The following is a 24,890-nucleotide window of genomic DNA, read 5'->3' on the forward strand; positions in this document are numbered from 1 at the left end:
AGGAAAAGTAAATGTCATTAATTAGTATGCATGGGGCGTGGCTGTCGTTCAGCGACGCGCCGCTTCTCGATAATGCTGAGCTGCATATCGAAGATAACGAACGTGTCTGTCTGGTGGGGCGTAATGGCGCCGGAAAATCGACGCTGATGAAGATCCTCAACCGCGAGCAGGGGCTGGATGACGGGCGCATTATTTACGAACAGGATCTGGTTGTGGCGCGTCTGCAGCAGGATCCGCCGCGCAACGTTCAGGGCAGCGTCTACGATTTTGTCGCCGAAGGCATCGAAGAGCAGGCCGAATACCTGAAGCGCTACCACGAGATCTCACATCTGGTGATGACCGATCCCAGCACCAAAAACCTGAATGAGATGGCGCGCCTGCAGGAGCTGCTGGATCATCATGGCCTGTGGCAGCTGGAAAACCGCATCAACGAAGTGCTGGCGCAGTTAGGTCTGGAAGCGGACATGCCGCTGGCCTCTCTTTCTGGCGGCTGGCTGCGTAAGGCGGCGCTGGGCCGGGCGCTGGTCAGCGGGCCGAAAGTGCTGCTGCTTGATGAGCCGACCAACCACCTGGATATCGAAACCATTGACTGGCTGGAAGGGTTCCTGAAAACCTTCAACGGCACCATCATCTTCATCTCTCATGACCGTTCGTTTATCCGCAATATGGCGACCCGTATTGTCGATCTCGATCGCGGCAAGCTGGTGACCTATCCGGGGGATTACGACACCTATCTGCTGAAAAAAGAGGAAAACCTGCGGGTAGAGGAGCTGCAAAATGCAGAGTTCGACCGCAAGCTGGCGCAGGAAGAGGTGTGGATCCGTCAGGGCATTAAAGCGCGTCGTACCCGTAATGAAGGCCGCGTCCGTGCCCTGAAAGCGATGCGCCGCGAGCGCAGCGAACGCCGCGAGGTGATGGGCAGCGCGAAGATGCAGGTCGAAGAGGCGAGCCGTTCAGGCAAAATCGTCTTTGAGATGGAGAACGTCAACTACCAGGTCGACGGCAAGGTGCTGGTGAAGGACTTCTCCGCCCAGGTGCAGCGCGGCGACAAAATCGCCCTTATCGGCCCGAACGGCTGCGGTAAGACCACGCTGCTGAAGCTGATGCTGGATCAACTTAAGGCAGATAGCGGCCGCATCCACTGCGGTACCAAGCTCGAAGTGGCGTACTTCGACCAGCACCGCGCTGAGCTGGATCCGGATAAAACGGTGATGGACAACCTCGCCGAAGGCAAGCAGGAAGTGATGGTGAACGGTAAGCCGCGCCACGTGCTGGGCTATCTGCAGGACTTCCTGTTCCATCCAAAACGGGCGATGACCCCGGTGCGCGCCCTCTCTGGTGGGGAGCGTAACCGCCTGTTACTGGCGCGTTTGTTCCTGAAACCCAGCAACCTGCTTATTCTTGACGAACCGACCAACGATCTTGACGTTGAAACGCTGGAACTTCTGGAAGAACTGATTGATAGTTATCAGGGAACTGTGATGCTGGTCAGCCACGATCGTCAGTTCGTGGATAACACCGTCACCGAATGCTGGATCTTCGAAGGCCAGGGGCGAATTGGTCAGTATGTGGGCGGTTATCACGATGCCCGTGGGCAGCAGGCACAATCGCAGGCGACAAAACAGTCAAAAGCGAAGGTGGAAGCGGAAGTTGCTGTTCCAAAAGCAGAAAATAGCAAACGCACCACGGCCAAATTAAGCTATAACCTTCAGCGCGAACTGGAAGGCTTGCCGCAGCGTCTGGAAGAGCTCGAAGCCAGTCTGGAAAGTTTGCAGGCTCAGGTGGCAGACGCGTCATTCTTCAGCCAGCCGCATGACTATACTCAAAAAGTTCTGGCCGATATGGCCCAGGCTGAGCAGGCGCTGGAAGAGGCATTTGAACGCTGGGAATATCTTGAGGCTCTGAAAAACGGCGCATAAGTTAAACATGGAGCCAGTATGTGTGAACATCACCATGCCGACCGGCATATTTTATGCTCACAGTGCGATATGCTCGTGGCGCTTCCGGTGCTCGAGCATGGCCACAAAGCGGCATGCCCGCGCTGCGGGACAACGCTGACAACAGAGTGGGACGCGCCGCGGCAGCGTCCTACTGCTTATGCCATTGCTGCGTTGTTTATGCTCTTTCTCTCCAATCTTTTCCCCTTTATTAATATGAAGGTGGGGGGGATCACCAGCGAAGTCCATTTGCTGGAGATACCCCGCGTGATGTTCTCAGAGAATTACGCCAGTCTGGGAACATTCTTTTTACTTTTCGTCCAGATCGTTCCGGCGTTTTGCCTGGTGGTTATCTTACTGCTCGTGAACCGGGCGCATATGCCCGGAGCACTGAAAATCAGGCTGGCGCGGATCCTGTTCCAGTTGAAAAGCTGGGGGATGGCGGAGATTTTCTTAGCCGGTATTCTGGTGAGCTTTGTTAAGCTGATGGCCTACGGCGATATCGGCATTGGCAGCAGTTTTATTCCCTGGTGCCTGTTCTGTATCCTGCAACTACGCGCGTTTCAGTGCGTGGATCGCCGTTGGGCATGGGACGATATCGCTCCTGCGCCCGTATTGCCGCAAACGCTGCAACCCGGTGTGCCGGGAATCAACCAAAATTTGCGCTTATGCGCCTGCTGCACAGCGATCCTTCCTGCCGACCAGTATGTCTGCCCACGTTGCGCAACAAAAGGGCATGTGCGGCGTAAAAACAGTCTTCAGTGGACCATGGCACTGCTTATTACCTCCATGATCCTCTATCTCCCGGCCAACATTCTGCCGATTATGATTACCGACCTGCTGGGCGATAGAATGCCATCGACTATCATGGCCGGGGTTGTACTGCTATGGAGTGAAGGCTCCTATCCGGTTGCGCTGGTGATCTTTATCGCCAGTATTATGGTTCCCACGCTCAAAATGATTGCGATTGCCTGGCTCTGCTGGGATGCCAAAGGACACGGCAAGCGTGACAGCGAGCGGATGCATCTGATCTATGAAGTCGTAGAGTTTGTCGGGCGCTGGTCAATGATTGACGTCTTTGTGATTGCCGTCCTCTCTGCGCTGGTGCGTATAGGCGGATTAATGAGTATCTATCCCGCCATCGGAGCGGTGATGTTTGCATTGGTCGTGATTATGACCATGTTTGCGGCCATGACTTTCGACCCTCGGTTATCCTGGGATCGTGAGTCAGCGTCGAGCCATGAGGATGAATAAAAGCATGGAAAAGAGAAGCGGAGAGGCGAAAGTGCAGAAGGTCAGAAACTGGTCGCCGGTGTGGATTTTCCCCATCGTGACTGCCCTGATCGGTGCCTGGATCCTGTTTTATCATTACAGCCATCAGGGTCCGGAAGTGACGTTAATCACCACCAACGCCGAGGGCATTGAGGGCGGTAAAACCACCATCAAAAGCCGCAGCGTGGATGTGGGGGTCGTCGAAAGCGCGACCCTGACTGACGACCTGACACACGTAGAGATCAAAGCCCGTCTCCACGCTGGCATGGAGAAGCTGCTACACGGCGACTCGGTGTTCTGGGTGGTGAAACCGCAGGTGGGCCGTGAAGGCATCAGCGGTCTGGGTACGTTGTTATCCGGGGCATATATTGAACTGCAACCGGGCAAAAAGGGCGTCCAGCCAGCGGAATATCAACTTCTGGACTCACCGCCGCTGGCGCCACCCGATGCGAAGGGGATCCGCGTCATCCTCGACAGTAAAAAAGCGGGCCAGCTGAGTCCGGGCGATCCGGTATTGTTCCGCGGTTATCGCGTGGGTTCCGTTGAAACCAGCACGTTTGACACCCAAAAACGCACCATCAGTTACCAGCTGTTTATCAATGCGCCTAACGATCGCCTGGTGACCAGCAACGTGCGTTTCTGGAAAGACAGCGGTATCGCCGTGGACTTAACCTCAGCCGGTATGCGCGTCGAAATGGGCTCACTCTCTACGCTCTTCGGCGGTGGCGTCAGTTTTGACGTGCCGGAAGGGCTGGATCAGGGCCAGCCGGTGGCGCAGCACACGGCATTCAAGCTCTATGACGATCAGAGAAGCATTCAGGATTCGCTCTATACCGACCATATCGACTACCTGATGTTCTTCAAAGATTCTGTCCGCGGCCTGCAGCCGGGCGCGCCGGTTGAATTCCGCGGTATCCGTCTCGGAACCGTCGCTAAGGTGCCGTTCTTTGCGCCGGGTATGCGCCAGGTGCTGGATGATGACTACCGTATTCCGGTGCTGATCCGCATTGAGCCGGAGCGTCTGATTAATCAGGTTGGCGATACGCCGGACATTGCTCAGCATATCGACGGGCTGATGAAGCGCGGCCTGCGCGGCTCGCTCAAAACCGGTAATCTGGTGACCGGGGCGCTGTATGTGGATATGGACTTCTTCCCGAAAGAGCCGCCGCTAAAAGCGATCCGCGAGTTTGGCGGGTATAAAATTATCCCGACCGTTAGCGGTGGCCTGGCGCAGATCCAACAGCGTCTGATGGAAACGTTGGATAAGATCAACAACCTGCCGCTCAATCCGATGATTCAGCAGGCCACCAACACGCTTAGTGAAAGCCAGGCGACGATGCGCCGACTGCAGGCCACGCTGGATAATCTCAACAAGCTGACCGCCAGCCAGTCGATGCAGCAGCTGCCGCAGGACATGCAAAAGACGCTGCGTGAACTGAACCGCAGTATGCAGGGCTTCCAGCCGGGCTCCGCGGCATATAACAAGATGGTGGCGGATATGCAGCGCCTCGATCAGGTTCTGCGTGAGCTCCAGCCGGTACTGAAAACGCTGAATACCAAGAGCAATGCGCTGGTATTCGAAGCAAAAGAGAAAAAGGACCCTGAGCCGAAGGGGGCTAAGTAATGAAAAAATGGCTAATCATCACCGCAGTGGCGCTTCTGACCGCCTGTAGCGCATCAGAGAACAAGAGCTATTATCAGCTGCCGCTGGCAGCGCAGGCGGGCGGGCAAACGACGGCCAGCCAGGGGAACCGCCTGCTGTGGGTCGAACAGGTAGCGGTCCCTGATTATCTCGCCGGTAATGGCGTGGTCTATCAGACCAGCGATGTGCAGTACGTCATCGCCAGCAACAATCTCTGGGCCAGCCCGCTGGATCAGCAGCTGCGTAACACGCTGGTCGCCAACCTTGGCAGCCAACTGCCGGGATGGGTGGTAGCGTCGCAGCCGCTGGGAAGTAACCAGGATACGCTTAACGTCAATGTCACTGGCTTCCACGGGCGCTATGATGGCAGGGTGATCGTCAGCGGGGAGTGGCTGCTGAACCATCAGGGTCAGCTGATCAAACGACCTTTCCATCTGGAGCTGATCCAGCAGAAAGATGGTTACGATGAGATGGTAAAAGTGCTGGCCCAGGGCTGGGCGCAGGAGTCTGCCAGCATTGCGAGAGAGATCTCCCGACTGCCATAAGTAAAATTCATCGCACGGAGCCGCACTTAGCTTGATGCTAATTGCGGCTTTTTTTTCGTTTGCCCCTCAGGCGGTTACTTGTGCCGTGTCACAATTTTTGTACAAATGAACTTTTGTGTAGCTCACATTTATGACACTGGCGTGAATTTTGCGCATTGACGCTCGGCGGTAATCAGGGTATTCGTTATCTGTGATTGCACATTTTGTAATCACTGTTTTCTTTTCCACCAGATCAAATAATGAGGGAAACGAGGCATGAAGAGACAGAAACGAGATCGCCTTGAAAGGGCTCATCAACGTGGTTATCAGGCTGGCATCGCCGGACGTTCAAAAGAAATGTGTCCCTATCAGACCTTGAATCAGAGGTCACAATGGTTAGGGGGCTGGCGAGAAGCCATCGGAGACAGGGCAGTACTTGCTTGATAGCGTCTCTTTAAAAAAAGAAACCTCCGCACTGCGGAGGTTTCGCCTTTATATGCTCTGGTAAAAGCAACAATCAGAATGCGGAGGTGTCCTGGAACAGACCCACTTTCAGGTCGTTCGCGGTGTAGATCAGACGCCCGTCGACCAGCACTTCGCCATCCGCCAGGCCCATAATCAGGCGACGGTTAACAATGCGTTTGAAGTGAATACGGTAGGTAACTTTTTTCGCGGTCGGCAGAACCTGACCGGTGAATTTCACTTCACCCACGCCCAGCGCGCGGCCTTTGCCTTCGCCACCCAGCCAGCCGAGGTAGAAGCCAACCAGCTGCCACATCGCGTCCAGACCCAGGCAGCCTGGCATCACCGGATCGCCAATAAAGTGGCAGCCAAAGAACCACAGGTCCGGGTTGATATCGAGCTCTGCTTCTACGTAACCCTTATCGAAGTTGCCGCCGGTTTCCGTCATCTTCACGACACGGTCCATCATCAGCATGTTCGGGGCCGGTAACTGCGGGCCTTTCGCGCCAAACAGTTCACCGCGACCAGAGGCAAGAAGATCTTCTTTTGTAAAGGATTCGCGTTTATCTACCATGTTCTCAGTATGCCTTATTTTAGTGAAGGACGCAGGATAGCTAACACGTGTACGCTGAACAAGTCCGATCAGTTTGGCGTGAACCAGTTCAACCAGCGTAACGGCCAGGGATAACGGTGGCGCGCTTCCTGTTGCGTTGCCTGCGCAATTCGTTCCTGGATAGTCTGCATCAGTGTGGTTTGCCCCTCGGCGTCCCACTCCAGGTTTGTCAGTAAGGGTAGCGCATCTGTAATGTCTTCGATGGCCCAGAGGCTGAATTGTTCCTCTTCTACCGCCTTCAGCAGTTCCTGACTGAGGCTGAGATGACGCACGTTCGGAAGAGGAATGATCACACCCTGTTTACCGCTCAGCCCACGCTGCTGGCAAACGGTAAAGAAGCCCTCGATCTTCTCATTCAGACCGCCGACCGGCTGCGCGCGACCAAACTGGTCCACGGAACCGGTGATCGCAATGCTCTGATTCACCGGCACATCGGCCAGGGCGCTGATGAGGGCACACAGCTCTGCCATCGACGCACTGTCGCCATCCACTTCGCTGTAGGACTGCTCGAAGGTCAGCGAGGCGGTGAAGGGGATCTGCTGCTCGAGCTGCAGTTCCGACATCAGGAAGGCCTGCATGATCATCATGCCCTTGGCGTGAATATTCCCGCCCAGCTCGGCTTTGCGTTCGACATCGATAAACTCACCGTCGCCGATATGCACGACGCAGCTGATACGCGACGGCTCGCCAAAGGCGCGCGGGTGGCCAGGGAATTCAATTACCGACAGAGCGTTGATCTGCCCGACGCGTTCGCCTTCGGTTTCAACCAGGATCTGCTCAAGCAGGATCTCATCCTGCATGCGATCGGCAAGATAGCCTTCACGCCATTCGCGCTGCACCAGCATCTGGGAGAGCTGTTCGCCGGTGACCGTATCGTCTTCGGTCATGGCTGCGGCTTCACGCAGCTGTTTGCCAAGCCAGAGAGGACAAAGCGGCAGAGTCTCCTGATCGCCGGTATAGCGGACCGCTTCGCGGATCAGCACCGGCCAGGCATCGGCAGCAGGCGTTGGCAGCTGCGCACGCTGGCAGACGGCGTAAACCCACTGCAGCCATTGCTGCATATCTTCAGCATCCGCAATCTGGGTACTCTCTTCAAACTCGCTGTAGACCACCTGGTCGGCCAGTTCGGGTTCCATCTCCTGGAAATCCGCCAGCGCTTCGCGATCGCCGATGAGCACCACTTTCAGGGTGAGCGGCATAGAGGGCACAGCGACCGGAAGAGGGCGCGACTCGTCGTAGGCCACCCAATCGAAGCGCTGCTGGCTAACGCTGTTTTTCAGGCGCATCCACAGAAGCGGCTGAGCAAGCAGCGTGCGCAGGGAGATAACCAGCACGCCGCCGTTTGCCTGATGAACCAGACCGGGGTGCAGGGTAAGTTCACCGTTAAACTGGCGCAGACAGCCGAACAGCTGCTCTGCTTCTGTCCAGCCCGCCTGGACGATGTTGCCGGTGACAGCAAAACGGCTATCGGGTACGGTGGCGGGTTCAAAGGTAACGGTATGCCCATCGATGCGGTACTCACCACCAAAGACCGTTCCGGCTTCTGGCTGCAGCTGCCGCATGGCATCTGCCAGAAGATTCAGATACTCCGCTTCGTCTGGCGCTTTCAACAACATGAATGGTGAGGTAGCCCATGGGCTTAACACCTGCTCCAGCGCGTAATGCAAACGGGGCTGAGTGTCGCTGAGGATGTATTCGTCTTCTTTCGCGAGATCTGGCTGTGCAAACAGTTCCTGATAACTGTCGGTATCCGGAACAAGGTCACGCCATGCAAGTTTCGTAATGGTCAAAGTTGATGTTTTTTTGTCAGAAGTAAAACGATGGAGTATACCGTAAGGCGCAGGCTCTGCACATGAGGGAATCGGGGTTTCCGGGCAGGAATGCGTCACCGCGTGTCACAGGATATGATTTCTTTTCAGCAGATTGCTAAAAAACTGATATTCTGAACACAGTTACACGGTCACACTGAGATCGCAATGAAATATCAACAACTGGAAAATCTCGAAAGCGGCTGGAAATGGAAGTATCTGGTCAAAAAACACCGTGAAGGGGAGTTGATCACCTGCTACCTCGAAGCCAGTGCTGCAAAAGAAGCTGTAGATTTATTGCTGACCCTCGAAAATGAACCCATTCTGGTCAATGGCTGGATTGAAAAGCATATTAATCCTGCCTTACTGAACCGAATGAAGCAGACTATCCGTGCGCGGCGCAAACGGCACTTTAATGCTGAGCATCAACATACCCGTAAAAAGTCGATTGATCTGGAGTTCATGGTCTGGCAGCGTCTGGCCGGGCTCGCCCAGCGACGGGGGAAAACCTTGTCAGAAACCATCGTACAGCTGATTGAAGATGCGGAACATAAAGAGAAGTACGCCAGTCAGATGTCGACCCTGAAAACCGATCTCCAGGCGCTGCTGGCCGGTAAAAAGTAGCGTTTTACTTTATTCAGGCAATAAAAAACCCCGCAACATGGCGGGGTTTTTTGTCAGACGATAACTTATGCCGCTGGCTGAGTTACAACGTCTTTGATGCCTTTAACTTCGATCTCTACGCGACGATCTGGAGCCAGGCAGTCGATCAGTGCAGCGCGAGCTTTCACGTTGTCACAGGTAGAACCGGTAACTGGGTTAGATTCGCCCATACCACGTGGGGAGATCTTGTTAGCCGGGATACCTTTAGAGATCAGGTAGTCAACAACGGACTGAGCACGTTTCTCAGACAGACCCTGGTTGTAAGCGTCAGAACCGATACGGTCGGTGAAGCCCAGAACCACTACGGAACCATCTTTAGGATCCAGGTTGCTCAGCTGGGTGTACAGCTGATCCAGTGCCTGCTGACCTTCTGGTTTCAGGGTTGCTTTGTTGAAGTTGAACAGAACGTCAGACTTCAGAGTGAAGTGCTTGGTCTGTACTTCTGGAGCCGGTGCTGGAGCTGGAGCAACGATTGGCGCTGCTTCTTCCTGCTGGCCGAAACGGTAGGAAACACCCACGCTCAGCATGCCGTTGTCTGGACGAACACCAACGGTGTTGCCGTCGCCGATGTTGTTAACCCACTGGTATTCCAGACGGGTAGCAACGTCACGGGTCATAGCCCACTCAACGCCACCAGCGAATACTGGGGAGACGCCGGTGTCATGGTCGTCGCCAGCGATGCTGTTGCTGGAGTCTGCACGCCATACCATGCCGCCCAGACGGGTGTAGATGTCTACAGCGTCATTTACTGGGTAGCCCAGTTTAGCAGTCAGCTGAACGCCCTGAGCTTTGAATGCGCCGTTAACGTTGTCGCCTTTGTAAGGCATACGGCCCAGCCAGTCGTAACCCATTTCGAAGCCAACGTACGGGTTAACCTGATAACCACCGAACGCGCCTGCGCCCAGCTGGCTTTCATGAGTTGGACCGTCGTTGTTCAGAGCGTCGTTATACCAACCAGTGTCATGGAACTGAGACCAGCCCAGTTTACCACCAGCGTACCAGGTATTATCTTTCGGAGCGGCCTGCGCTACGGTAGCGAAACCAGCCAGTGCCACTGCAATCGCGATAGCTGTCTTTTTCATTTTTTGCGCCTCGTTATCATCCAAAAATCGCCATGAGAATCTCAATGAGAGTCACGGTTAAATCCTTCACCGGGGGGCGGGGACAAAGAGTAAACCTACCGATATCTTCGGCTTAGGCCGAGCACCCCTGGCGATGTAAAGTCTACAACGTACCTGAAAACTTACAAGTGTGAACTCTGTCAGGCATATGAAAAAAAAAGTTTTGTATACACAATATTTAACATTTATTGCGCAATTTAAGGCGTGCTAAAATGAAGAAAGCCGCGGCAGACAAGACTTTTCGCGGCTTTTTTATAGAGAACCAACGGCGTACAGAGGGCGCAAAAAAAATTCCAGGAATACTCTTATTTTTACTTAATGATACAAATTGGAGTGAATTTTTAGCCCAGAAAGGTGTCCGTTGCCCAGAGCATTCATTCGAATGGGACGCATTATGAAGCCGAGCGCATTACCTTCTTCGGCGGCTTCAGCCAGACGATGTTGTTCCGTTTCCGTCAACTCGTGCGTAAACCAACCGATCACGACGCTGTAATTTCCGGTACGTAACGCCCTCACCATTGAATCTACAGTATGGCATGGATCCATCTGGCTTATTTGCATCACTTTTGCGAGCGGCAAGCCGGCGGACTGCACCCATTCCCGGCTCAATTTCTGCTGCGGCGTAAGCCACAGCTGCCAGCGCGACTGCTGACCAAGCTGCTGTAACAGTGGCAGCAATAACAGCTGCGTCATCATGGGCTGGTCTTCACGGTAGAGCACTTCACTAATCAGCCCGGTGGAAACAGGCGCAGTGGAATTCAGCGCGCTTTTACCTGCGGTAGAAGAGAAAGTAGTTGAACGGTTTGCATAGCCTGAAGAGTACATAATCAATCCAGCCCTGTAGTTACTGTATGGATATACAGTAACCCCTGTGCGACTAAAGATCAACCTCATTTTCGGAAAGCTCCTCGCAAATTTGGTTTGTAATTCAGTCGTATTGAAAAATCAGCTTGCCGTTCAATCATAAGTTACCTATTTTTTGGCTAACGGATCCGTTAACAAGCGACTTCATCATTACTCCATGATTTAAAAGGGAAATATCATGAAAAAGTTATCGTATGAACGGATCTATCAATCAGCAGAATACCTGTCTCCTCTGGGCGAAGTTCAGTATCGTGCCCTGTTTGGCGGTTACACTCTGGCGGTAGATGACACGGTATTTGCCATGGTGTCGGAAGGGGAGTTATACCTGCGGGCCTGTGAGGAGAGTGCACCCTACTGCGTAAAGCATGCCTCGTCTTTCCTGTCGCTGGTGAAGCGGGGGCGGCCGGTGTTGTTAAACTATTTTCGCGTCGATGAAGGTCTCTGGCAGGATCGCGAAACGCTTCTGCAGCTCTCGTCGTTTGCGCTGGAGGCGGCGCGGCGGGAGCGCTGCGAACGCTACAAGCGCGAGAGGCTGAAAGATTTACCCAATCTCACCTTTCAGCTGGAGATCCTGCTCTATGAAGCGGGCATCACCAATGAAGAGGCATTACGTGAGCTGGGAGCAGAACAGTGCTGGCTGAAGATCAGAGTGCTGAACAAGCACCTCAGTTACAAGGTGCTGTTTGCGCTGGAAGGGGCGATCACCGGGCTCCACGTCGCTGCGCTCCCGGAAGTCAGACGCCAGGAGCTGGTGGAGTGGTACAAAAAGCTGCCGGTTGAGACGCCCGTCACTCCGGCAGTTGATTAACGTGCTGTTGTAGATGGCAAATTTCTGGCAGCAACGCGATGAGCAGACCAATCTGCTGCAGCACCAGAGGCGCCTTGCTCTCTGCGCCTGGCTCAATATGTGAAATGCGTTGCGCCAGTTCGCTTAGTGCCTGTTGAACACGAGGCTCATCCGCCGGACGTTGATGAAGCGCATCATCAACATAGCAGACCGCATCGTCGAGCAACCCCAGGATTGCGGGGTTGTTGAGCCGCTCGCGGTGTGCGCCCAACGCGGCGATGTAGCTGGTAAAAGTATGGTTCAGGCACAGCAAACGGAATGCGATTTCACGGGTTTCTGCGGTTGCCCGCGGCTCCGTGGACATATTCGACACCACAGAAGCCAGCTCCGCGTCGCGGTTATAGGCGTCACGCCGGGCTATACGGTACGCCAGACGGTTATCGCGCCCCTGGTGATACTGCTCAAGGATGGCATCGAGATAACGGCAGTTAGCATTCATCGCCTGATCCAGCACCCGAGGCAGATTACGGAACCGCCAGTCTGGCCAGATGAAACTCACTGCAGCCCAGGCAATGGCGCAGCCAATTAACGTATCAATGACGCGCGGCAAAGCTACCTCAAAGCCTTCCCCAAGCAGGTTAAAGCAGAGCAGCACCAGCAGGGTGATAAACATGGTGGCGTGGGCATATTGCACATTGCGAAACGCAAAAAACAGCACGCCGGTGATCACAATTAAGATCAGCTGGCCTTCCAGCGAAGGGACAAAGTAAAGGATGGGTAACCCGACAGCGACCCCTACCAGGGTGCCGAGAATACGCAGCGCCAGCCGATGGCGGGTGGCGTTGTAGTTGGGCTGACAGACAAAGAGGCTGGTAAGCAAAATCCAGTAGCCGTGATTAAGCCCGGTTATCTGTATAAAAGCATAACCAATACAGAGCACCAGCGACATCCTCACCGCATGGCGAAACAGCGCCGATTCCGGAGAAAAATGACGACTTAAACGCAGCCAGATATCGCTAAACCCATGCAGACTGTCATCCGCAAGCTGGTTATTCACATCATTACCGGGTGTTGCCAGCGCCTGCTCAGATTCGATGGTGGCGAGCTGGGCATCTATGGCGCGTAAGTTATTTAACAGAAAACCCAGCGCTTTCATCTGCTCAGCAGAGGTGCCGCTGGCCTGAACGCGGTCGAGCGCTGCATCCAGGTGGGTAAACGCCCGTTCAAATCGCGGATCGTGCTGATAAGGGGTGCGCAGCAGAATGGAGCGCGACAGCTGCTGGCAGGCTTGCGACTGCATGGACAACAGACGCTGGAAGCGGAACATCACGTCGCTGTAGCGAAACTTTTCGCGCAGATCGGCGTACTGAATATGCGATGAGCTGGCGCGCTCGTGGATATCCTGCGCCACAAAGTAATAATGTAAGGTTCGGCGGGTGCCGCGCTGACCGCGATCGCCGCGTAAACGGGTGAGTAACGATGCTTTGGTCTGGTTTAGTGTGGTCACCAGTTGCCCGTTCGCCAGGGCCAGATCGTACAGCGGTGCCTGGCCATCATCTTCAATATCCGGATCGAAGAGCCGGGACTTTAATTCCAGATAGTGGGCCAGCTGCTCATAGCTGCGGGCCAGATTATCCTGCAACGGGCGAATGGGAAAAATAAGATGCCCGGCGAGCGTCAGCAGGTTATACCAGACCGCGCCCAGCAACAGCAGCACCGGCTGTTGATACCACTGGTCATACAGCGACACCCCCAGCATGGTATAGATGGCAATAAGCAGCGCGCCAAAGGCGATGGTGGCGTAGCGCTGGCCCAGCCCACCCAGCAGAATAAAGACGCTGGTGGAGAGCGTCAGCCCAATCGCGAAAAACCATGGCCACGGGAAGAGCAGCTCAACCGATGCAGAGGCGATAAAAAAGCAGATCAGGGTGATAACCAGATTGCGCAGCCGACCGGTAAGGCGATCGTCCAGGTCGGCCAGCGCACCGGCAACCACCCCCAGCGTCAGCGGGATGGTTAGCTTTACTTCGCCCAGCCACCAGGGCAGGGCGGTGCTGCCACACAGGGCAATAAAGATCCGGGCATTGTAGAGCCAGGCGCTGTTCAGGGTGTAGCGGCGAAGCAGGGGGCTTAGCATGGGCGCGCGGGGTCCTTGTTACGGAAAACGACGGCGGGCGTTGGCTTCCCGCGCGGCGCGGGCCACTTCCACCGGCACAACCCGGCGTCCGACCGGCCATAGAGCGATGGCGGCAATTTTGAAATTGGCGATCCCGACGGGGATGCCAATCAGGGTCAGGCACTGGGCGATCCCCGCCGCAATATGCATCACACACAGCCACCAGCCGAAAAAGATCAGCCACAGAATATTGAGCAGCGTTCCGCCGGTGTTCATCAGCGTACTTTTACTGTCAGGCTCCAGTTCATCCACGTGAACCGCTTCGTTACCGTAAGGCACCAGCGAGAGTTTGGTGATTTCCCAGCAGGAGCGCGTCAGCGGCAGGGTGAAGATCAGCACCACGCTGACCAGCGTCGCCAGCAGCCAGGAGAGGGTAGTGACAAAACCACCCAGCACAAAATTCAAAATATTCAGAACGGTACGCATAAAACCTCAATTCTTGCCGTAATGTTGAAGCCCTGCTGATTGTAACGTTTTTTTGCGCTGGAGCACCTGAAAACTGGCAGTTAAACTGTTATGCAATTATTCACGTCGTGGATCAGGCTGGACATGGAACTGAAAGCAACATCGTTAGGCAAGCGCCTGGCACAACATCCGTACGACAAAGTCGTTCTGCTCAACGCCGGGGTCAAGGTCTCAGGCGAACGTCATGAATATCTCATCCCTTTCAACCAGCTATTGGCCATTCACTGCAAACGCGGCCTGGTCTGGGGGGAGCTGGAGTTTGTTCTGCCCGATGAAAAAGTGGTCCGTCTGCATGGCACCGAGTGGGCGGAAACCCAGCGTTTTCACCACCATCTGAACACGCTCTGGCAGCAGTGGAGTGCTGAAATGAGTGAGGTGGCGGCGCAGGTCCTGCAAAACGCGCTGAATGACATTGCCGCAACAAATGAGCAAAACAGCTGGCTGACGCGGGAAAAAACGCTCGGTTTGCAGCAAAAAATTCGCCAGGCGTTACAGGCCTTGCCATTGTCCGTCTCACGGCTCGACGAGTTTGATAACTGCCGGGAAGCCTGGCGTCAGTGTCAGGCCTGGCTGGAAGACATTGACCAGAGCAGGCTGGCGCACAATCAGGCGTGGACCGACGCCATGCTCAGCCAGTATGCCGACTTTTTTGCCGGTATTGAGTCTTCCCCCCTCAATCCGGCCCAGGCCCGGGCGGTGGTCAATGGCGAGTCGTCGCTGCTGGTGCTGGCCGGTGCCGGTAGTGGCAAAACCTCGGTGCTGGTGGCCAGGGCAGGCTGGCTGCTGACCCGCAATGAAGCCTCTGCCGATCAGATTTTACTCCTGGCCTTTGGCCGTAAGGCGGCCCAGGAGATGGATGAGCGGATCGAGGCGCGGCTGCATACCCGCGACATTACCGCCCGAACCTTCCACTCCCTTGCCCTGCACATCATTCAGCAGGGGAGTAAAAAGGTGCCCGTGGTCAGCGAGCTTGAAAATGACACCGCGGCGCGGCAGAAGCTATTTATCGATGCCTGGCAGCAGCAGTGTAGCGAGAAAAAAGCGCAGGCCAAAGGCTGGCGCCAGTGGCTGGAAGAGGAGCTGAACTGGGACGTGCCGGAGGGCAGTTTCTGGCAAAACGAGAAGCTGGCGCGCCGACTGGCACCCCGGCTCGATCGCTGGGTAAGCCTGATGCGCATGCACGGTGGCGCTCAGGCAGAGATGATTGCCGGCGCCCCTGAAGAGGTGCAGGCGCTGTTTTCAAAGCGGGTGAAGTTGATGGCACCGCTGCTTAAGGCGTGGAAAGCTGCCCTGAAAGCAGAAAACGCCGTTGATTTTTCCGGCCTGATTCATCAGGCGATCGTTATTCTGGAAAAAGGTCGTTTTATCAGCCCCTGGAAACACATACTGGTGGATGAGTTTCAGGATATCTCCCCTCAGCGTGCGGCGCTGCTGGCGGCGCTGCGGGCACAGAACAAGCACACCACCCTGTTCGCCGTGGGGGACGACTGGCAGGCGATCTATCGCTTCAGCGGCGCGCAGCTGTCGCTGACTACCGCGTTTCATCACTACTTTGGCGAAGGCGATCGCTGCGATCTCGACACGACTTACCGGTTCAATAACCGGATCGGTGAGATTGCCAACCGCTTTATCCAACAGAACCCGCATCAGCTGGCAAAACCGCTGAACAGCCTCTCGGCAGGGGACAAAAAAGCGGTCACGCTGCTGGCAGACGATCAGCTTGATGCCCTGTTGGATAAGCTCAGCGGTTACGCCAGACCGGAGGAGCGCATTCTGGTGCTGGCGCGCTATCACCATCTCAAGCCCGCCAGCCTGGAGAAAGCCGCGACCCGCTGGCCAAAGTTGCAGCTGGATTTTATGACCATCCACGCCAGCAAGGGGCAGCAGGCGGACTATGTCATCGTCGTGGGGTTACAGGAAGGAAGCGACGGTTTCCCGGCGCCTGCGCGCGAATCGGTCATGGAGCAGGCTCTGCTGCCTGTGACTGAAGACTTTCCCGATGCCGAAGAGCGGCGATTGTTATATGTGGCGATGACCCGCGCCCGCCACCGGGTCTGGTTGCTGTTCAATAAACAGCAGCCGTCACGCTTTGTGGAGATGTTGAAAAACATCGATGTGCCGGTGGCACGGAAACCGTAGGCCGGGTAAGGCGAAGCCGCCACCCGGCAGGACGGGCATTTACTTCAGACGTTCAGCCAGATAGCGCTGATAATCCGGGATCAGGATCTCCACCGGCGAGTTGAACTGTGGGGATTCGATAATAAAGTCCGCCGTCGACAGGTTAGTGGCGACCGGAATATTCCACACCGTTGCCAGACGCAACAGGGCTTTTACGTCCGGATCGTGCGGTACTGCATTGAGCGGGTCCCATAAGAAGATCAGCACATCAATCTTTCCTTCCGAAATCTGGGCGCCCACCTGCTGATCGCCCCCCATAGGGCCGCTCAGCATGGCATTCACCTGCAGCCCGGTCTCACGATGGATCAGGTTGCCGGTTGTTCCGGTGGCCGAAAGCTGATGTTGTCCCAGCAGGGATTTATGGCGCTGAACCCAGTTGAGCAGCATCTGTTTGCAGTGATCGTGCGCGACAAGGGCGATATGTTTGCGTTCCGGCAGTGTGCGGGTTGTGAGTTCCATAGTCTCTATCCGTTAGTTAACTGGCTACAGATTACTGGAAGCACCTGACGCTGCAAGAGAAAGGGATAAAAAATGCGGCTCAGGACGAGGGTTGTTGCTTCGCCCATTGCAGGAAACGGCTTCGGGTCTCGGGATCGGCCTGGGCAAACCAGTATTTCAGGCGCTGCTCCGTCATGCTCTGGGATTGCGGTGGCGGCATATCCAGTTCAGACACGCCGGACAAGAGCGTGCTGTCATCCGCCATGGTGGTAGAAAACTGCGGTATCGAGGCGCTCTGCCCGGCTTTGTTATAGCGCTCGGTATCGTACTCGTAATTGACGCCGTTCGGCGTATTGGTGATCGCCAGAATATCCAGCTTGACCGGAATCGGGGTCGCGTCACCATCCAGCAATTCGATTTGCGGTGATTTATCAAAAAGTTGTGACTCTTTTTCTGTTTCCAGCCGCGGAAGGCTAAAATTAACCTGACTGATCCGCTGGGTGTTAAAGCTGGCGACCAGAGGAGGGGAGATATAGATGCGCTCCTCGTGATTGCCAAGGCGAATGGTTTTTTCTACCCGGAAGACAATCTGATGCGGACCGTTGTCCAACTCTATGCTATCGGCGCCGCGCAGCAGGGAACTGGAGACTTTTTTGCCATCAAGTACCAGCAGGTCGATGTCTGTAGAGAGCCGCAGCGTTGTGGCGAAAACGCAAACCGGCATGAGCAGCGCAAACAGACTCCAGGCAATGTCGGTTTTCATAGTGAGCCCTCTTAAAAGACATGCGTCTTGAATAATGTATCAAAATTTTTCGTTAATCATATTTACTAACATATAGACAGGGTCCGGCAATTTGCCCTCATACAGACGTATGGGATGAGAAGATACTTAACGGCGTTGATACCCGGTTTGAACGAGCCAGGAGGAGATAAATGAAAGAGAACAACATAGCTGACATCCTTACCACCACCCGAACCATTGCGTTGGTAGGGGCGAGTGATAAGCCCGATCGCCCGAGTTATCGGGTGATGAAATACCTGCTCGACCAGGGCTACCACGTGATCCCGGTATCACCAAAAGTGGCAGGTAAAACATTGCTGGGCCAGCAGGGATACGGCACCCTGGCGGAAGTCCCGGAAAAAATCGATATGGTGGATGTGTTCCGCAACTCTGAAGCGGCTTGGGGGGTGGCGCAGGAAGCCATTGCGGTCGGGGCGAAAACGTTGTGGCTACAGCTCGGGGTAATCAATGAACAGGCGGCGGTGCTGGCACGGGATGCAGGCCTGAATGTGGTGATGGATCGCTGCCCGGCCATTGAGATCCCACGTCTCGGGATGGCGAAGTAATAAAAAACCCGGTCAGCCGTGGGCTACCGGGTTTTCATTAGTTACGCAGGCGCGGCGCCTGCAACTGTTTGCGGATCGTTTGCGCCAGTTCATCCATCGATGGCTGTTCAGGATGTTCATCCTGCTGTTCGCTACTTAACTGGGCTTCGGCAAGATAGGTATGCACGGCCTGGCCATCGTCATCTTCCATCACCACGTGGTACCAGGGCGCGGCGCGGAGTTCTGCATTCACCGCCAGCTCATCCGCTGACGGCTCGTCGAGAGAATATTCCGGGTCGATATCCACGACCACACCCAGATAACCTAACAGGGAATGGCGGACCTGCTGGCCGATACCGAATTTGCTGGCATTCATAGTCACCTCCCGGAAATGTTACTTACACTATAGGTGTGGGCAACATTCCACTTTTCAAGTTACATGATGCGACAGGCAAATCCTTTCAGATACAGCCCTTCCGGATAGGTAGCGATCACCGGATGATCGGCCGCCTGACGGAACTGCTCTATAAATTGTACATCACGACCAGCATCTACAGCGGCATCCGCGATAATTTTCTGGAATAATTCGGTGGTCATCAGGCCGGAACAGGAGAAGGTCAGCAACACTCCGCCCGGGTTAAGCAGCTGGATGGCGAGCATATTAATGTCTTTATACCCACGGCAGGCGCCCATCAGCTGGTTTTTATTTTCCACGAACTTCGGCGGATCCATGACGATCACGTCAAACGTCTCGCCCTGGTCGCGGTATTTGCGCAGCAGCTTAAAGACGTCATCGCGCACAAACTCGGCTTTACTGAGATCCAGCTTGTTCAACTCGACGTTCTGCTTCGCCACGTCCAGCGCTTCCTGGGACGTATCCACGCTCACCACCTGACGACATCCGCCCATCAGCGCCGAAACCGCAAAACCGCCGGTATAGGAGAAGCAGTTCAGCACGCGCTTGTCGGCAACGTACTGGCGTGTTGCCAGACGGCTGTCGCGCTGATCGAGGTAGTAACCGGTTTTGTGGCCGCCCTGAATATCCACCAGCAGTTTCATGCCGTGCTCTTCGATAGGCAGCAGGGCAGGTGGCAGTTCGCCCGTTACCGGACCCTGGGTCAGTTCCATGCCCTCTTTTTTACGCACCGCGACGTCGCTGCGATCGTAAATGGCACACTCAGGGAACAGCGTCTGCAGCGCGCTGATTAACGCCGCGCGTTGATACTCCGCCCCCGCGCTTAGCAGCTGCAGCACCAGGAAATTGCCAAAACGGTCGATGGTCACGCCTGGCAGACCGTCGGATTCACCGGCGATCAGACGATAGCTGTCCAGCCCGTCGCGTTTTGCCAGCCAGTCGCGCCACTGCTGCGCCTGCTCCAGGCGACGGACAAAGAAGTCGATATCGATGGATTCATCTTTATCAAACGTCCAGACGCGCGCCCGGATCTGGGACGCAGGCGAGTATGCGCCGCGCGCTAACCATTTACCCTGGTGGTCAACGATATCGATGGTTTCACCGAGGCTGGCTTTGCCTTCCATACGGGCAACTGCACCGGAGAAGACCCAGGGATGGCGGCGCAGCAATGATTTCTCGCGCCCTTTGGCTAACACTAAACGTACACTCATAATTTTCTGTTCTGTCGATTCCAGGGAAATGGCGCGTAGAGTAGCACAGATGGTCAGTGGCAATCATCTGCGGACACTATTGAGCGTTTCGGCACATTTTAAAATCGCTCAGGCACATTATGAATTCGTCGTGAGCTTTACAGTGAGGTTTCCGGTTCAGCAAAAGGAAACCACAATGAAAAAGCACATTGCCATCGCCGTCATTACGCTGGCGACAATCAGTTTTACTGCGTCTGCGGCGTTGCCGTTTAGTCTCAGCAGTCAGGATATCGCCGATGGCCACCCCTTAACGCAACAGCAGGTTTTTACTGGCTTTGGCTGCAAGGGAGGAAATGCCTCGCCACAGCTGGCCTGGCAGCATCCCCCGGCGGGCACAAAAAGTTTTGCCATCACGGCCTACGATCCAGCCGCCCCCACGGGCAGCGGCTGGTGGCACTGGACCCTGGTCAATCTTCCCGCTCACACGCTGAGCCTGCCCGCTGGCGCCGGAAAAACGGACAGCGATAAATTACCCGCAGGGGCGGTGCAGGGGCGGAACGATTTCGGGTATGCTGGCTTTGGTGGGGCGTGTCCGCCGGAAGGGGATAAACCGCACCCCTATCAGTTCACCGTCTGGGCGCTGAATGTGGATAAACTGCCAATCGACAGTAATGCCAGCGGCGCGCTGGTCGGTTTCATGCTCAACAGCCATGTACTGGCTAAAGCGCAATTAACCGCAACATACGCACGATAAAAGGTGGTCCGGTGCAGGATTTTCATTTTCAACATAATCATCTGACAGCGGCTGAGGTCAATGCCAGCAAAATGCATCGCCTGCACCACGTAAAGCTTTTTTACCCGGCCATTTGCCATATTACACACGGCAGCAAGGTGATTATTCAGGATGAGCGGCGCTTAGTGGCGACGCCGGATGAGCTAATCATTATTCCGGCGAATACCCCAATGGAGATCATTAATCAGCCCGCGCAGGAGCTGTTTCATTCCGATCTGCTGCTGTTATCCCCCGACATTATCGCCGAGTTTAAAACGCGCTACCTGCAATCCTGGCCGCGCGCCAGAACGGACTCGTTGTGTGCTCCGCTCAGCGAAGGGCTGGCCTTTATGTGGAGCAATCTGCTGCATGCGGTGCGGCACGGTTTTCCGGAAGAGCTGCAAAAGCATCAGGCCTTCGGGCTCCTGCTGGCGCTGCTGCATGATGGGGTGGCAGGGCCGCTGCTTATCGAGAGAAATATCAATCTTACCGAGCAGGTACGGCATTTCATCATGGTGTCGCCCGGTAAGGCATGGACCGCGCAGGAGATCGCCAGCCGTCTGGCCGTAAGCGTACCCACCTTGCGCCGACGCTTACGGGAAGAGTCGCAAAGTTTTCGCCAGATTGTGGAGGAGGTACGCATGGCGGTAGCGCTCTCGCAGCTACAGTCGACCCGCCTGCCCATCGGCGAGATCGCCATGCAGTGCGGGTACCTGTCCAGCTCGCGTTTCACGGCCCGTTTCCGCCAGCATTACGGCTGTTTACCCAAAACGCTACGCTAAACCTGGAGCCATAATTTGCTATTCTTTGGGTTCAGGTCAGGCATGGATAAGGGGAGGGAGTATGGCAAATGTCTGCATTATCGCGTGGGTTCACGGCACGGTTCAGGGTGTGGGCTTTCGTTACAGCACGCAGCGAGAAGCCACGGAGCTGGGGCTGACCGGTTACGCGCGTAATCTGGATGACGGAAGCGTCGAAGTGGTGGCCTGCGGCGAGGCGGAACAGGTCGATAAACTGCTCGCCTGGCTTAAGGCGGGCGGGCCGCGCATTGCACGGGTTGAAAAGGTTCTGTCAGAACCGCATCAACCCGGCCGGGAATACGTGAACTTCGGTATTCGCTATTAAATGCACTTCACGGGCTTAGGCAGACCGGCGATTTTGGTTGCCTGTTTTGCCGGGCCTTTCGGGAACAGACGATAGAGGTAGCGGCTGTTGCCTTTCTCCTCGCCATACTTATTGGCCATCGCTTTCACCAGCATGCGGATGGCGGGAGAGGTGTTAAATTCCAGATAGAAGTCGCGCACAAAGCGCACCACTTCCCAGTGCTCTGGCGTCAGGGCAATAGACTCTTTTTCGGCGATAATCGCCGCCAGCCCTTCGCTCCACTGGCTGGTCTCTTTCAGATAGCCTTCGCTATCGGTCTCAATCTCTTTACCTTCAAAGTTCAGCATAATCATCACGGAATTATCGAAAACCGCGACAGTTTACCAAAAAAGAAAGCCCCGCATAAGCGGGGCTGGTTATAGAGCACTGTCGGTTAATCGCGGCTGGCGAAGCCCAGGATGCTCAACAGGCTGACGAAGATGTTGTACAGCGATACATACAGGCTCACGGTAGCGCGGATGTAGTTCGTCTCACCGCCGTGAATGATGTTGCTGGTTTCCATCAGGATCGCCCCGGAGGAGATCAGGATGAACACGGCGCTGATAGCCAGGTGCAGAGCTGGCAGCTGCAGGAAGATGTTCGCCACCATACCGATCAGCACCACCACGATGCCCGCCATCAGCATACCGCCAAGGAAAGACATGTCCTTGCGGGTGGTCAGCACATAGGCAGAACAGCAGAAGAAGACCAGTGCTGTCCCCCCCAGCGCCAGGCCGATCAGATCGCCCATACCGGCAGACAGGTAGGTGTTAAGCATTGGCCCCAGGATGTAGCCCAGGAAACCGGTGAAGGCGAACGCCGACAAAATACCTACCGGCTTGTTAGCCGTTTTGTAGGTCAGGAACATCAGACCATACATACCGACCAGGGTCAGGATCAGCCCCGGCGATGGCAGCATCAGTACGGTGCTGGCGGTGGCCGTCAGCGCGGAGAAGGCCAGCGTCAGGCTGAGCATAAAGTAGGTATTGCGCAGCACCTTGTGGGTGCTGAGTAGCGATGTGCGGTCGCGTGAAGAACTAATAATACGATCCATGAGTCACTCTCTTATGACAGATGTAATTGACGGCAAGAATAGAAAACGACGCGCCGGTTATAAAATGGTTTTACCCATCTTTACTCAGCATCTTAGGTATTGAGGTAGCATGAAATGTTTCGCAATGCGCTCAATGCAGCACGAACCCCGGTTTGTCAGGATTAATCAGATCAAGCTCTTATAGGTCACTGAAATATATTGCCTTATTCCAGCCCCAGCGCTAAGAGTTATTTTGCATCGTCAAAACGAAACTATAAGGCGAAGGACATGAAACCCTCATCACAAGCAACATTTACCCTCTCTTTACTGACGGCAGGCATCCTGTGCGCAAGCACAACGGCGTTCGCCGCCAGTGTACCGGCAGGAACAGAGCTGGCAGAGAAGCAGGAACTGGTCAGGAATAATGGCAATGAGCCGGCATCGCTCGATCCGCATAAAGTCGAAAGCGATGTCGAATTCAATATTATCAGCGATATATTCGACGGGCTGGTGAGCGTCTCGCCGCAAGGTGAGATCCAGCCGCGGCTGGCCGAGAAATGGGAGAACAAAGACAACACCGTCTGGACCTTCCATCTCCGTCCGGGGATTACCTGGAGCGACGGTACAGCGATTACTGCCCAGGACGTAGTCTGGAGCTGGCAGCGGCTGGTGGACCCCAAAACCGTCTCGCCGTATGCCAGCTTCCCAGGCAACATGCATATGGTCAACGCCACCGATATCGCCGAGGGGAAAAAAGCCCCTGATACCCTGGGGGTGAAGGCGCTGAACGACACCACTCTGGAAGTGACGCTGGATCAGCCCAACGCGGCATTTCTTGCCATGCTGGCGCACCCGTCGCTGGTGCCGGTGGATAAGGTCCTGATTGGTCGCTACGGCGATAAATGGTCCAGGCCGGAGCACTTTGTTGGCAGCGGGGCCTATACCCTCAAGCAGTGGGTGGTCAACGAGCGGATCGTCGCCGAGCGCAACCCGCGCTACTGGGACAATGCCCATACGGTGATCAACAAGGTGACTTATCTGCCCATCACCTCCGAAGCCGCCGACGTGAACCGCTACAGGGCGGGTGAAATCGATATCGCTTATACGCTGCCTATCAACCAGTTCGCGCAGCTGCAAAAAACGCTGGGCAAAGAGGTGGATGTTTCCCCGCAGCTGGCAACCTACTACTACCAGTTCAATACCTCCCGGCCGCCGTTTAACGATCCGCGCGTGCGCAAGGCGCTGAACCTGGCGCTGGATAAAGAGATTATTGCCGGGAAGGTGCTGGGGCAGGGGCAACGTCCGGCCTGGGTGATTAGCCAGCCGGATATCGGCGGGGTGAAACTGAAAAATCCGGATTACGCCAGCTGGCCGATGGATAAACGCATCGCCGAAGCGAAAAAACTGCTGAACGAAGCAGGCTTTAACGACGGCCACCCGCTCAGCTTTAATCTCCTGTATAACACCTCGGAGTCACACCAGCGGATTGCCATTGCCGTCAGCTCGATGTGGAAGAAAAACCTCGGCGTGGAGGCGAAGCTGCAAAACCAGGAGTGGAAAACGATGCTGGACACCATGCATACCCACAACTTTGACGCGGTGCGCTACGCCTGGATCGCCGATTTCGACGATGCGGCGACTTTCCTGAATAACTTCCGTACCGGTGACAGTCAGAACACCAGCCAGTACAGTAATGCGGCCTATGACGAGGCGCTGGCAAATGCCGCGAAGGCGAAAACCACCGCCGAGCGCGGGGCATTTTACCAGCAGGCCGAAGATCTGCTGGCGCGGGATGTCCCGGCTATTCCGGTCTATCACTACGTGCGCACCCATCTGGTGAAGCCGTGGGTGGGCGGATTTACGCCGGATAAGCTGGGGTACTACTTCACCAAGGATATGTATATCAAAAAACATTGAGCGGTCAGCGCGTGATTTTGTGCTGATAAAATGGTCAGGATGTTGGCTATTCAACCGATTAACCGCATTTTGACTATTTTTCAGGCGAACGATCGCGGGCACGCTTTACAGGGCGCAAGGAGCTGTTTATAGTTCGCCTCATTC

25 protein-coding genes are annotated in these 24,890 nt (G+C 55.3%); 13 read left to right on the forward strand and 12 right to left on the reverse strand.

Going from position 1 to position 24,890, the window contains the following annotated elements; genetic code table 11:
- The first annotated feature begins 11 nt into the window (after positions 1–11).
- The 5 genes from GNG29_RS07895 (at position 12) to rmf (ending at position 5,819) form a co-directional block, all read left to right on the forward strand.
- Complete coding sequence (locus GNG29_RS07895) at positions 12–1,919, forward strand: ABC transporter ATP-binding protein (RefSeq protein WP_156654221.1); 1,908 nt, start codon at positions 12–14, stop codon at positions 1,917–1,919.
- A gap of 18 nt (positions 1,920–1,937) precedes the next feature.
- Entirely contained in the window at positions 1,938–3,191 is a 1,254-nt protein-coding gene (pqiA, locus tag GNG29_RS07900) for a membrane integrity-associated transporter subunit PqiA (RefSeq protein WP_103178952.1), read from the forward strand.
- A 4-nt stretch (positions 3,192–3,195) separates the two neighbouring features.
- Positions 3,196–4,833, forward strand: a complete 1,638-nt coding sequence (pqiB, locus tag GNG29_RS07905) for an intermembrane transport protein PqiB (RefSeq protein ID WP_103181058.1) — start codon at positions 3,196–3,198, stop codon at positions 4,831–4,833.
- On the forward strand, positions 4,833–5,396 hold the full coding sequence (gene pqiC, locus GNG29_RS07910; protein ID WP_156654222.1) for a membrane integrity-associated transporter subunit PqiC: 564 nt from the start codon (positions 4,833–4,835) through the stop codon (positions 5,394–5,396). The genes pqiB and pqiC overlap by 1 nt, the downstream gene beginning before the upstream one ends.
- A gap of 255 nt (positions 5,397–5,651) precedes the next feature.
- Positions 5,652–5,819, forward strand: a complete 168-nt coding sequence (rmf, locus tag GNG29_RS07915; RefSeq protein ID WP_010429337.1) for a ribosome modulation factor — start codon at positions 5,652–5,654, stop codon at positions 5,817–5,819.
- Between the two features lie 73 nt (positions 5,820–5,892).
- Here the strand turns inward: rmf and fabA are convergent, their stop codons facing one another.
- Positions 5,893–6,411: a bifunctional 3-hydroxydecanoyl-ACP dehydratase/trans-2-decenoyl-ACP isomerase gene (fabA, locus tag GNG29_RS07920; RefSeq protein ID WP_156654223.1), complete on the reverse strand. Its 519-nt coding sequence runs from the start codon at positions 6,409–6,411 to the stop codon at positions 5,893–5,895.
- A gap of 68 nt (positions 6,412–6,479) precedes the next feature.
- Positions 6,480–8,240 (reverse strand): Lon protease family protein, encoded by a 1,761-nt coding sequence (locus GNG29_RS07925; RefSeq protein WP_156654224.1) that lies wholly within the window; start codon positions 8,238–8,240, stop codon positions 6,480–6,482.
- Positions 8,241–8,426: 186 nt separating this feature from the next.
- Between GNG29_RS07925 and matP the strand changes: the two genes are divergently transcribed.
- Positions 8,427–8,882: a macrodomain Ter protein MatP gene (gene matP / locus GNG29_RS07930; protein WP_103178956.1), complete on the forward strand. Its 456-nt coding sequence runs from the start codon at positions 8,427–8,429 to the stop codon at positions 8,880–8,882.
- A 65-nt stretch (positions 8,883–8,947) separates the two neighbouring features.
- On the opposite strand, the gene ompA is transcribed toward matP, so the two are convergent.
- Both ompA and sulA read right to left on the reverse strand, forming a co-directional pair.
- The gene (gene ompA, locus GNG29_RS07935; RefSeq protein WP_103181059.1) at positions 8,948–10,003 is read right to left on the reverse strand and encodes a porin OmpA; all 1,056 of its coding nucleotides are present in this window, start codon (positions 10,001–10,003) and stop codon (positions 8,948–8,950) included.
- Positions 10,004–10,357: 354 nt separating this feature from the next.
- On the reverse strand, positions 10,358–10,867 hold the full coding sequence (gene sulA / locus GNG29_RS07940; RefSeq protein ID WP_156654225.1) for an SOS-induced cell division inhibitor SulA: 510 nt from the start codon (positions 10,865–10,867) through the stop codon (positions 10,358–10,360).
- A 217-nt stretch (positions 10,868–11,084) separates the two neighbouring features.
- On the opposite strand from sulA, the gene GNG29_RS07945 reads away from it, so the two are divergent.
- Complete coding sequence (locus GNG29_RS07945; RefSeq protein ID WP_156654226.1) at positions 11,085–11,714, forward strand: TfoX/Sxy family DNA transformation protein; 630 nt, start codon at positions 11,085–11,087, stop codon at positions 11,712–11,714.
- On the opposite strand, the gene yccS is transcribed toward GNG29_RS07945, so the two are convergent.
- Together yccS and GNG29_RS07955 are read right to left on the reverse strand one after the other, a co-directional pair.
- Positions 11,695–13,830, reverse strand: coding sequence for a YccS family putative transporter (yccS, locus tag GNG29_RS07950; RefSeq protein ID WP_103178959.1), 2,136 nt, complete (start codon positions 13,828–13,830; stop codon positions 11,695–11,697). The two genes, GNG29_RS07945 and yccS, sit on opposite strands and share 20 nt — an antisense overlap.
- A gap of 18 nt (positions 13,831–13,848) precedes the next feature.
- On the reverse strand, positions 13,849–14,295 hold the full coding sequence (locus tag GNG29_RS07955; protein WP_103178960.1) for a YccF domain-containing protein: 447 nt from the start codon (positions 14,293–14,295) through the stop codon (positions 13,849–13,851).
- Positions 14,296–14,418: 123 nt separating this feature from the next.
- On the opposite strand from GNG29_RS07955, the gene helD reads away from it, so the two are divergent.
- Positions 14,419–16,473 carry a DNA helicase IV gene (gene helD, locus GNG29_RS07960; protein WP_103178961.1) on the forward strand — a complete coding sequence of 685 codons (2,055 nt, stop codon included), beginning with the start codon at positions 14,419–14,421 and terminating at the stop codon, positions 16,471–16,473.
- A 39-nt stretch (positions 16,474–16,512) separates the two neighbouring features.
- On the opposite strand, the gene mgsA is transcribed toward helD, so the two are convergent.
- Positions 16,513–16,971 (reverse strand): methylglyoxal synthase, encoded by a 459-nt coding sequence (mgsA, locus tag GNG29_RS07965; protein WP_156654227.1) that lies wholly within the window; start codon positions 16,969–16,971, stop codon positions 16,513–16,515.
- 79 nt (positions 16,972–17,050) lie between these two features.
- Positions 17,051–17,713 carry a curli synthesis inhibitor gene (gene csgI / locus GNG29_RS07970; RefSeq protein ID WP_156654228.1) on the reverse strand — a complete coding sequence of 221 codons (663 nt, stop codon included), beginning with the start codon at positions 17,711–17,713 and terminating at the stop codon, positions 17,051–17,053.
- Between the two features lie 170 nt (positions 17,714–17,883).
- Here csgI and GNG29_RS07975 point away from each other — a divergent pair, with 170 nt between their 5' ends.
- The gene (locus tag GNG29_RS07975) at positions 17,884–18,297 is read left to right on the forward strand and encodes a CoA-binding protein (RefSeq protein WP_103178964.1); all 414 of its coding nucleotides are present in this window, start codon (positions 17,884–17,886) and stop codon (positions 18,295–18,297) included.
- Between the two features lie 37 nt (positions 18,298–18,334).
- Here GNG29_RS07975 and hspQ read toward each other — a convergent pair whose 3' ends face one another.
- Together hspQ and rlmI are read right to left on the reverse strand one after the other, a co-directional pair.
- Positions 18,335–18,652: a heat shock protein HspQ gene (hspQ, locus tag GNG29_RS07980; RefSeq protein ID WP_103823342.1), complete on the reverse strand. Its 318-nt coding sequence runs from the start codon at positions 18,650–18,652 to the stop codon at positions 18,335–18,337.
- A gap of 59 nt (positions 18,653–18,711) precedes the next feature.
- Positions 18,712–19,902, reverse strand: coding sequence for a 23S rRNA (cytosine(1962)-C(5))-methyltransferase RlmI (rlmI, locus tag GNG29_RS07985; protein ID WP_156654229.1), 1,191 nt, complete (start codon positions 19,900–19,902; stop codon positions 18,712–18,714).
- 175 nt (positions 19,903–20,077) lie between these two features.
- Here rlmI and GNG29_RS07990 point away from each other — a divergent pair, with 175 nt between their 5' ends.
- The 3 genes from GNG29_RS07990 (at position 20,078) to yccX (ending at position 21,778) form a co-directional block, all read left to right on the forward strand.
- Positions 20,078–20,635 (forward strand): kinase inhibitor, encoded by a 558-nt coding sequence (locus GNG29_RS07990; RefSeq protein WP_156654230.1) that lies wholly within the window; start codon positions 20,078–20,080, stop codon positions 20,633–20,635.
- Between the two features lie 71 nt (positions 20,636–20,706).
- Entirely contained in the window at positions 20,707–21,435 is a 729-nt protein-coding gene (locus GNG29_RS07995; RefSeq protein WP_409201136.1) for a helix-turn-helix transcriptional regulator, read from the forward strand.
- 61 nt (positions 21,436–21,496) lie between these two features.
- A complete protein-coding gene (gene yccX / locus GNG29_RS08000) occupies positions 21,497–21,778 on the forward strand; it encodes an acylphosphatase (protein WP_156654232.1) in 282 nt (93 codons plus the stop codon).
- Here the strand turns inward: yccX and tusE are convergent.
- Together tusE and yccA are read right to left on the reverse strand one after the other, a co-directional pair.
- Complete coding sequence (gene tusE / locus GNG29_RS08005) at positions 21,775–22,104, reverse strand: sulfurtransferase TusE (RefSeq protein ID WP_103823605.1); 330 nt, start codon at positions 22,102–22,104, stop codon at positions 21,775–21,777. The two genes, yccX and tusE, sit on opposite strands and share 4 nt — an antisense overlap.
- A gap of 86 nt (positions 22,105–22,190) precedes the next feature.
- On the reverse strand, positions 22,191–22,850 hold the full coding sequence (yccA, locus tag GNG29_RS08010) for an FtsH protease modulator YccA (RefSeq protein WP_103823337.1): 660 nt from the start codon (positions 22,848–22,850) through the stop codon (positions 22,191–22,193).
- Positions 22,851–23,117: 267 nt separating this feature from the next.
- Between yccA and GNG29_RS08015 the strand changes: the two genes are divergently transcribed.
- Positions 23,118–24,746, forward strand: a complete 1,629-nt coding sequence (locus GNG29_RS08015) for an ABC transporter substrate-binding protein (RefSeq protein WP_156654233.1) — start codon at positions 23,118–23,120, stop codon at positions 24,744–24,746.
- The last annotated feature ends 144 nt before the right edge of the window (positions 24,747–24,890 follow it).

The sequence above is a fragment of the Leclercia sp. Colony189 genome, assembly GCF_009740165.1.
Lineage (GTDB): Bacteria > Pseudomonadota > Gammaproteobacteria > Enterobacterales > Enterobacteriaceae > Enterobacter.

Excerpts from the sequence above, each read along its gene's own strand:
- matP (WP_103178956.1), top strand. The coding sequence starts at position 8,427 with ATGAAATATCAACAACTGGAAAATCTCGAAAGCGGCTGGAAATGGAAG.
- sulA (WP_156654225.1), bottom strand. The coding sequence starts at position 10,867 with ATGTACTCTTCAGGCTATGCAAACCGTTCAACTACTTTCTCTTCTACC.
- GNG29_RS07995 (WP_409201136.1), top strand. The coding sequence starts at position 20,707 with ATGCATCGCCTGCACCACGTAAAGCTTTTTTACCCGGCCATTTGCCAT.
- fabA (WP_156654223.1), bottom strand. The coding sequence starts at position 6,411 with ATGGTAGATAAACGCGAATCCTTTACAAAAGAAGATCTTCTTGCCTCT.
- ompA (WP_103181059.1), bottom strand. The coding sequence starts at position 10,003 with ATGAAAAAGACAGCTATCGCGATTGCAGTGGCACTGGCTGGTTTCGCT.
- yccX (WP_156654232.1), top strand. The coding sequence starts at position 21,497 with ATGGCAAATGTCTGCATTATCGCGTGGGTTCACGGCACGGTTCAGGGT.
- GNG29_RS08015 (WP_156654233.1), top strand. The coding sequence starts at position 23,118 with ATGAAACCCTCATCACAAGCAACATTTACCCTCTCTTTACTGACGGCA.
- pqiC (WP_156654222.1), top strand. The coding sequence starts at position 4,833 with ATGAAAAAATGGCTAATCATCACCGCAGTGGCGCTTCTGACCGCCTGT.
- GNG29_RS07990 (WP_156654230.1), top strand. The coding sequence starts at position 20,078 with ATGAAAAAGCACATTGCCATCGCCGTCATTACGCTGGCGACAATCAGT.
- GNG29_RS07895 (WP_156654221.1), top strand. The coding sequence starts at position 12 with ATGTCATTAATTAGTATGCATGGGGCGTGGCTGTCGTTCAGCGACGCG.
- tusE (WP_103823605.1), bottom strand. The coding sequence starts at position 22,104 with ATGCTGAACTTTGAAGGTAAAGAGATTGAGACCGATAGCGAAGGCTAT.
- yccS (WP_103178959.1), bottom strand. The coding sequence starts at position 13,830 with ATGCTAAGCCCCCTGCTTCGCCGCTACACCCTGAACAGCGCCTGGCTC.
- GNG29_RS07945 (WP_156654226.1), top strand. The coding sequence starts at position 11,085 with ATGAAAAAGTTATCGTATGAACGGATCTATCAATCAGCAGAATACCTG.
- csgI (WP_156654228.1), bottom strand. The coding sequence starts at position 17,713 with ATGAAAACCGACATTGCCTGGAGTCTGTTTGCGCTGCTCATGCCGGTT.
- yccA (WP_103823337.1), bottom strand. The coding sequence starts at position 22,850 with ATGGATCGTATTATTAGTTCTTCACGCGACCGCACATCGCTACTCAGC.
- GNG29_RS07975 (WP_103178964.1), top strand. The coding sequence starts at position 17,884 with ATGAAAGAGAACAACATAGCTGACATCCTTACCACCACCCGAACCATT.
- rmf (WP_010429337.1), top strand. The coding sequence starts at position 5,652 with ATGAAGAGACAGAAACGAGATCGCCTTGAAAGGGCTCATCAACGTGGT.
- pqiB (WP_103181058.1), top strand. The coding sequence starts at position 3,196 with ATGGAAAAGAGAAGCGGAGAGGCGAAAGTGCAGAAGGTCAGAAACTGG.
- hspQ (WP_103823342.1), bottom strand. The coding sequence starts at position 18,652 with ATGAATGCCAGCAAATTCGGTATCGGCCAGCAGGTCCGCCATTCCCTG.
- GNG29_RS07955 (WP_103178960.1), bottom strand. The coding sequence starts at position 14,295 with ATGCGTACCGTTCTGAATATTTTGAATTTTGTGCTGGGTGGTTTTGTC.
- helD (WP_103178961.1), top strand. The coding sequence starts at position 14,419 with ATGGAACTGAAAGCAACATCGTTAGGCAAGCGCCTGGCACAACATCCG.
- rlmI (WP_156654229.1), bottom strand. The coding sequence starts at position 19,902 with ATGAGTGTACGTTTAGTGTTAGCCAAAGGGCGCGAGAAATCATTGCTG.
- pqiA (WP_103178952.1), top strand. The coding sequence starts at position 1,938 with ATGTGTGAACATCACCATGCCGACCGGCATATTTTATGCTCACAGTGC.
- mgsA (WP_156654227.1), bottom strand. The coding sequence starts at position 16,971 with ATGGAACTCACAACCCGCACACTGCCGGAACGCAAACATATCGCCCTT.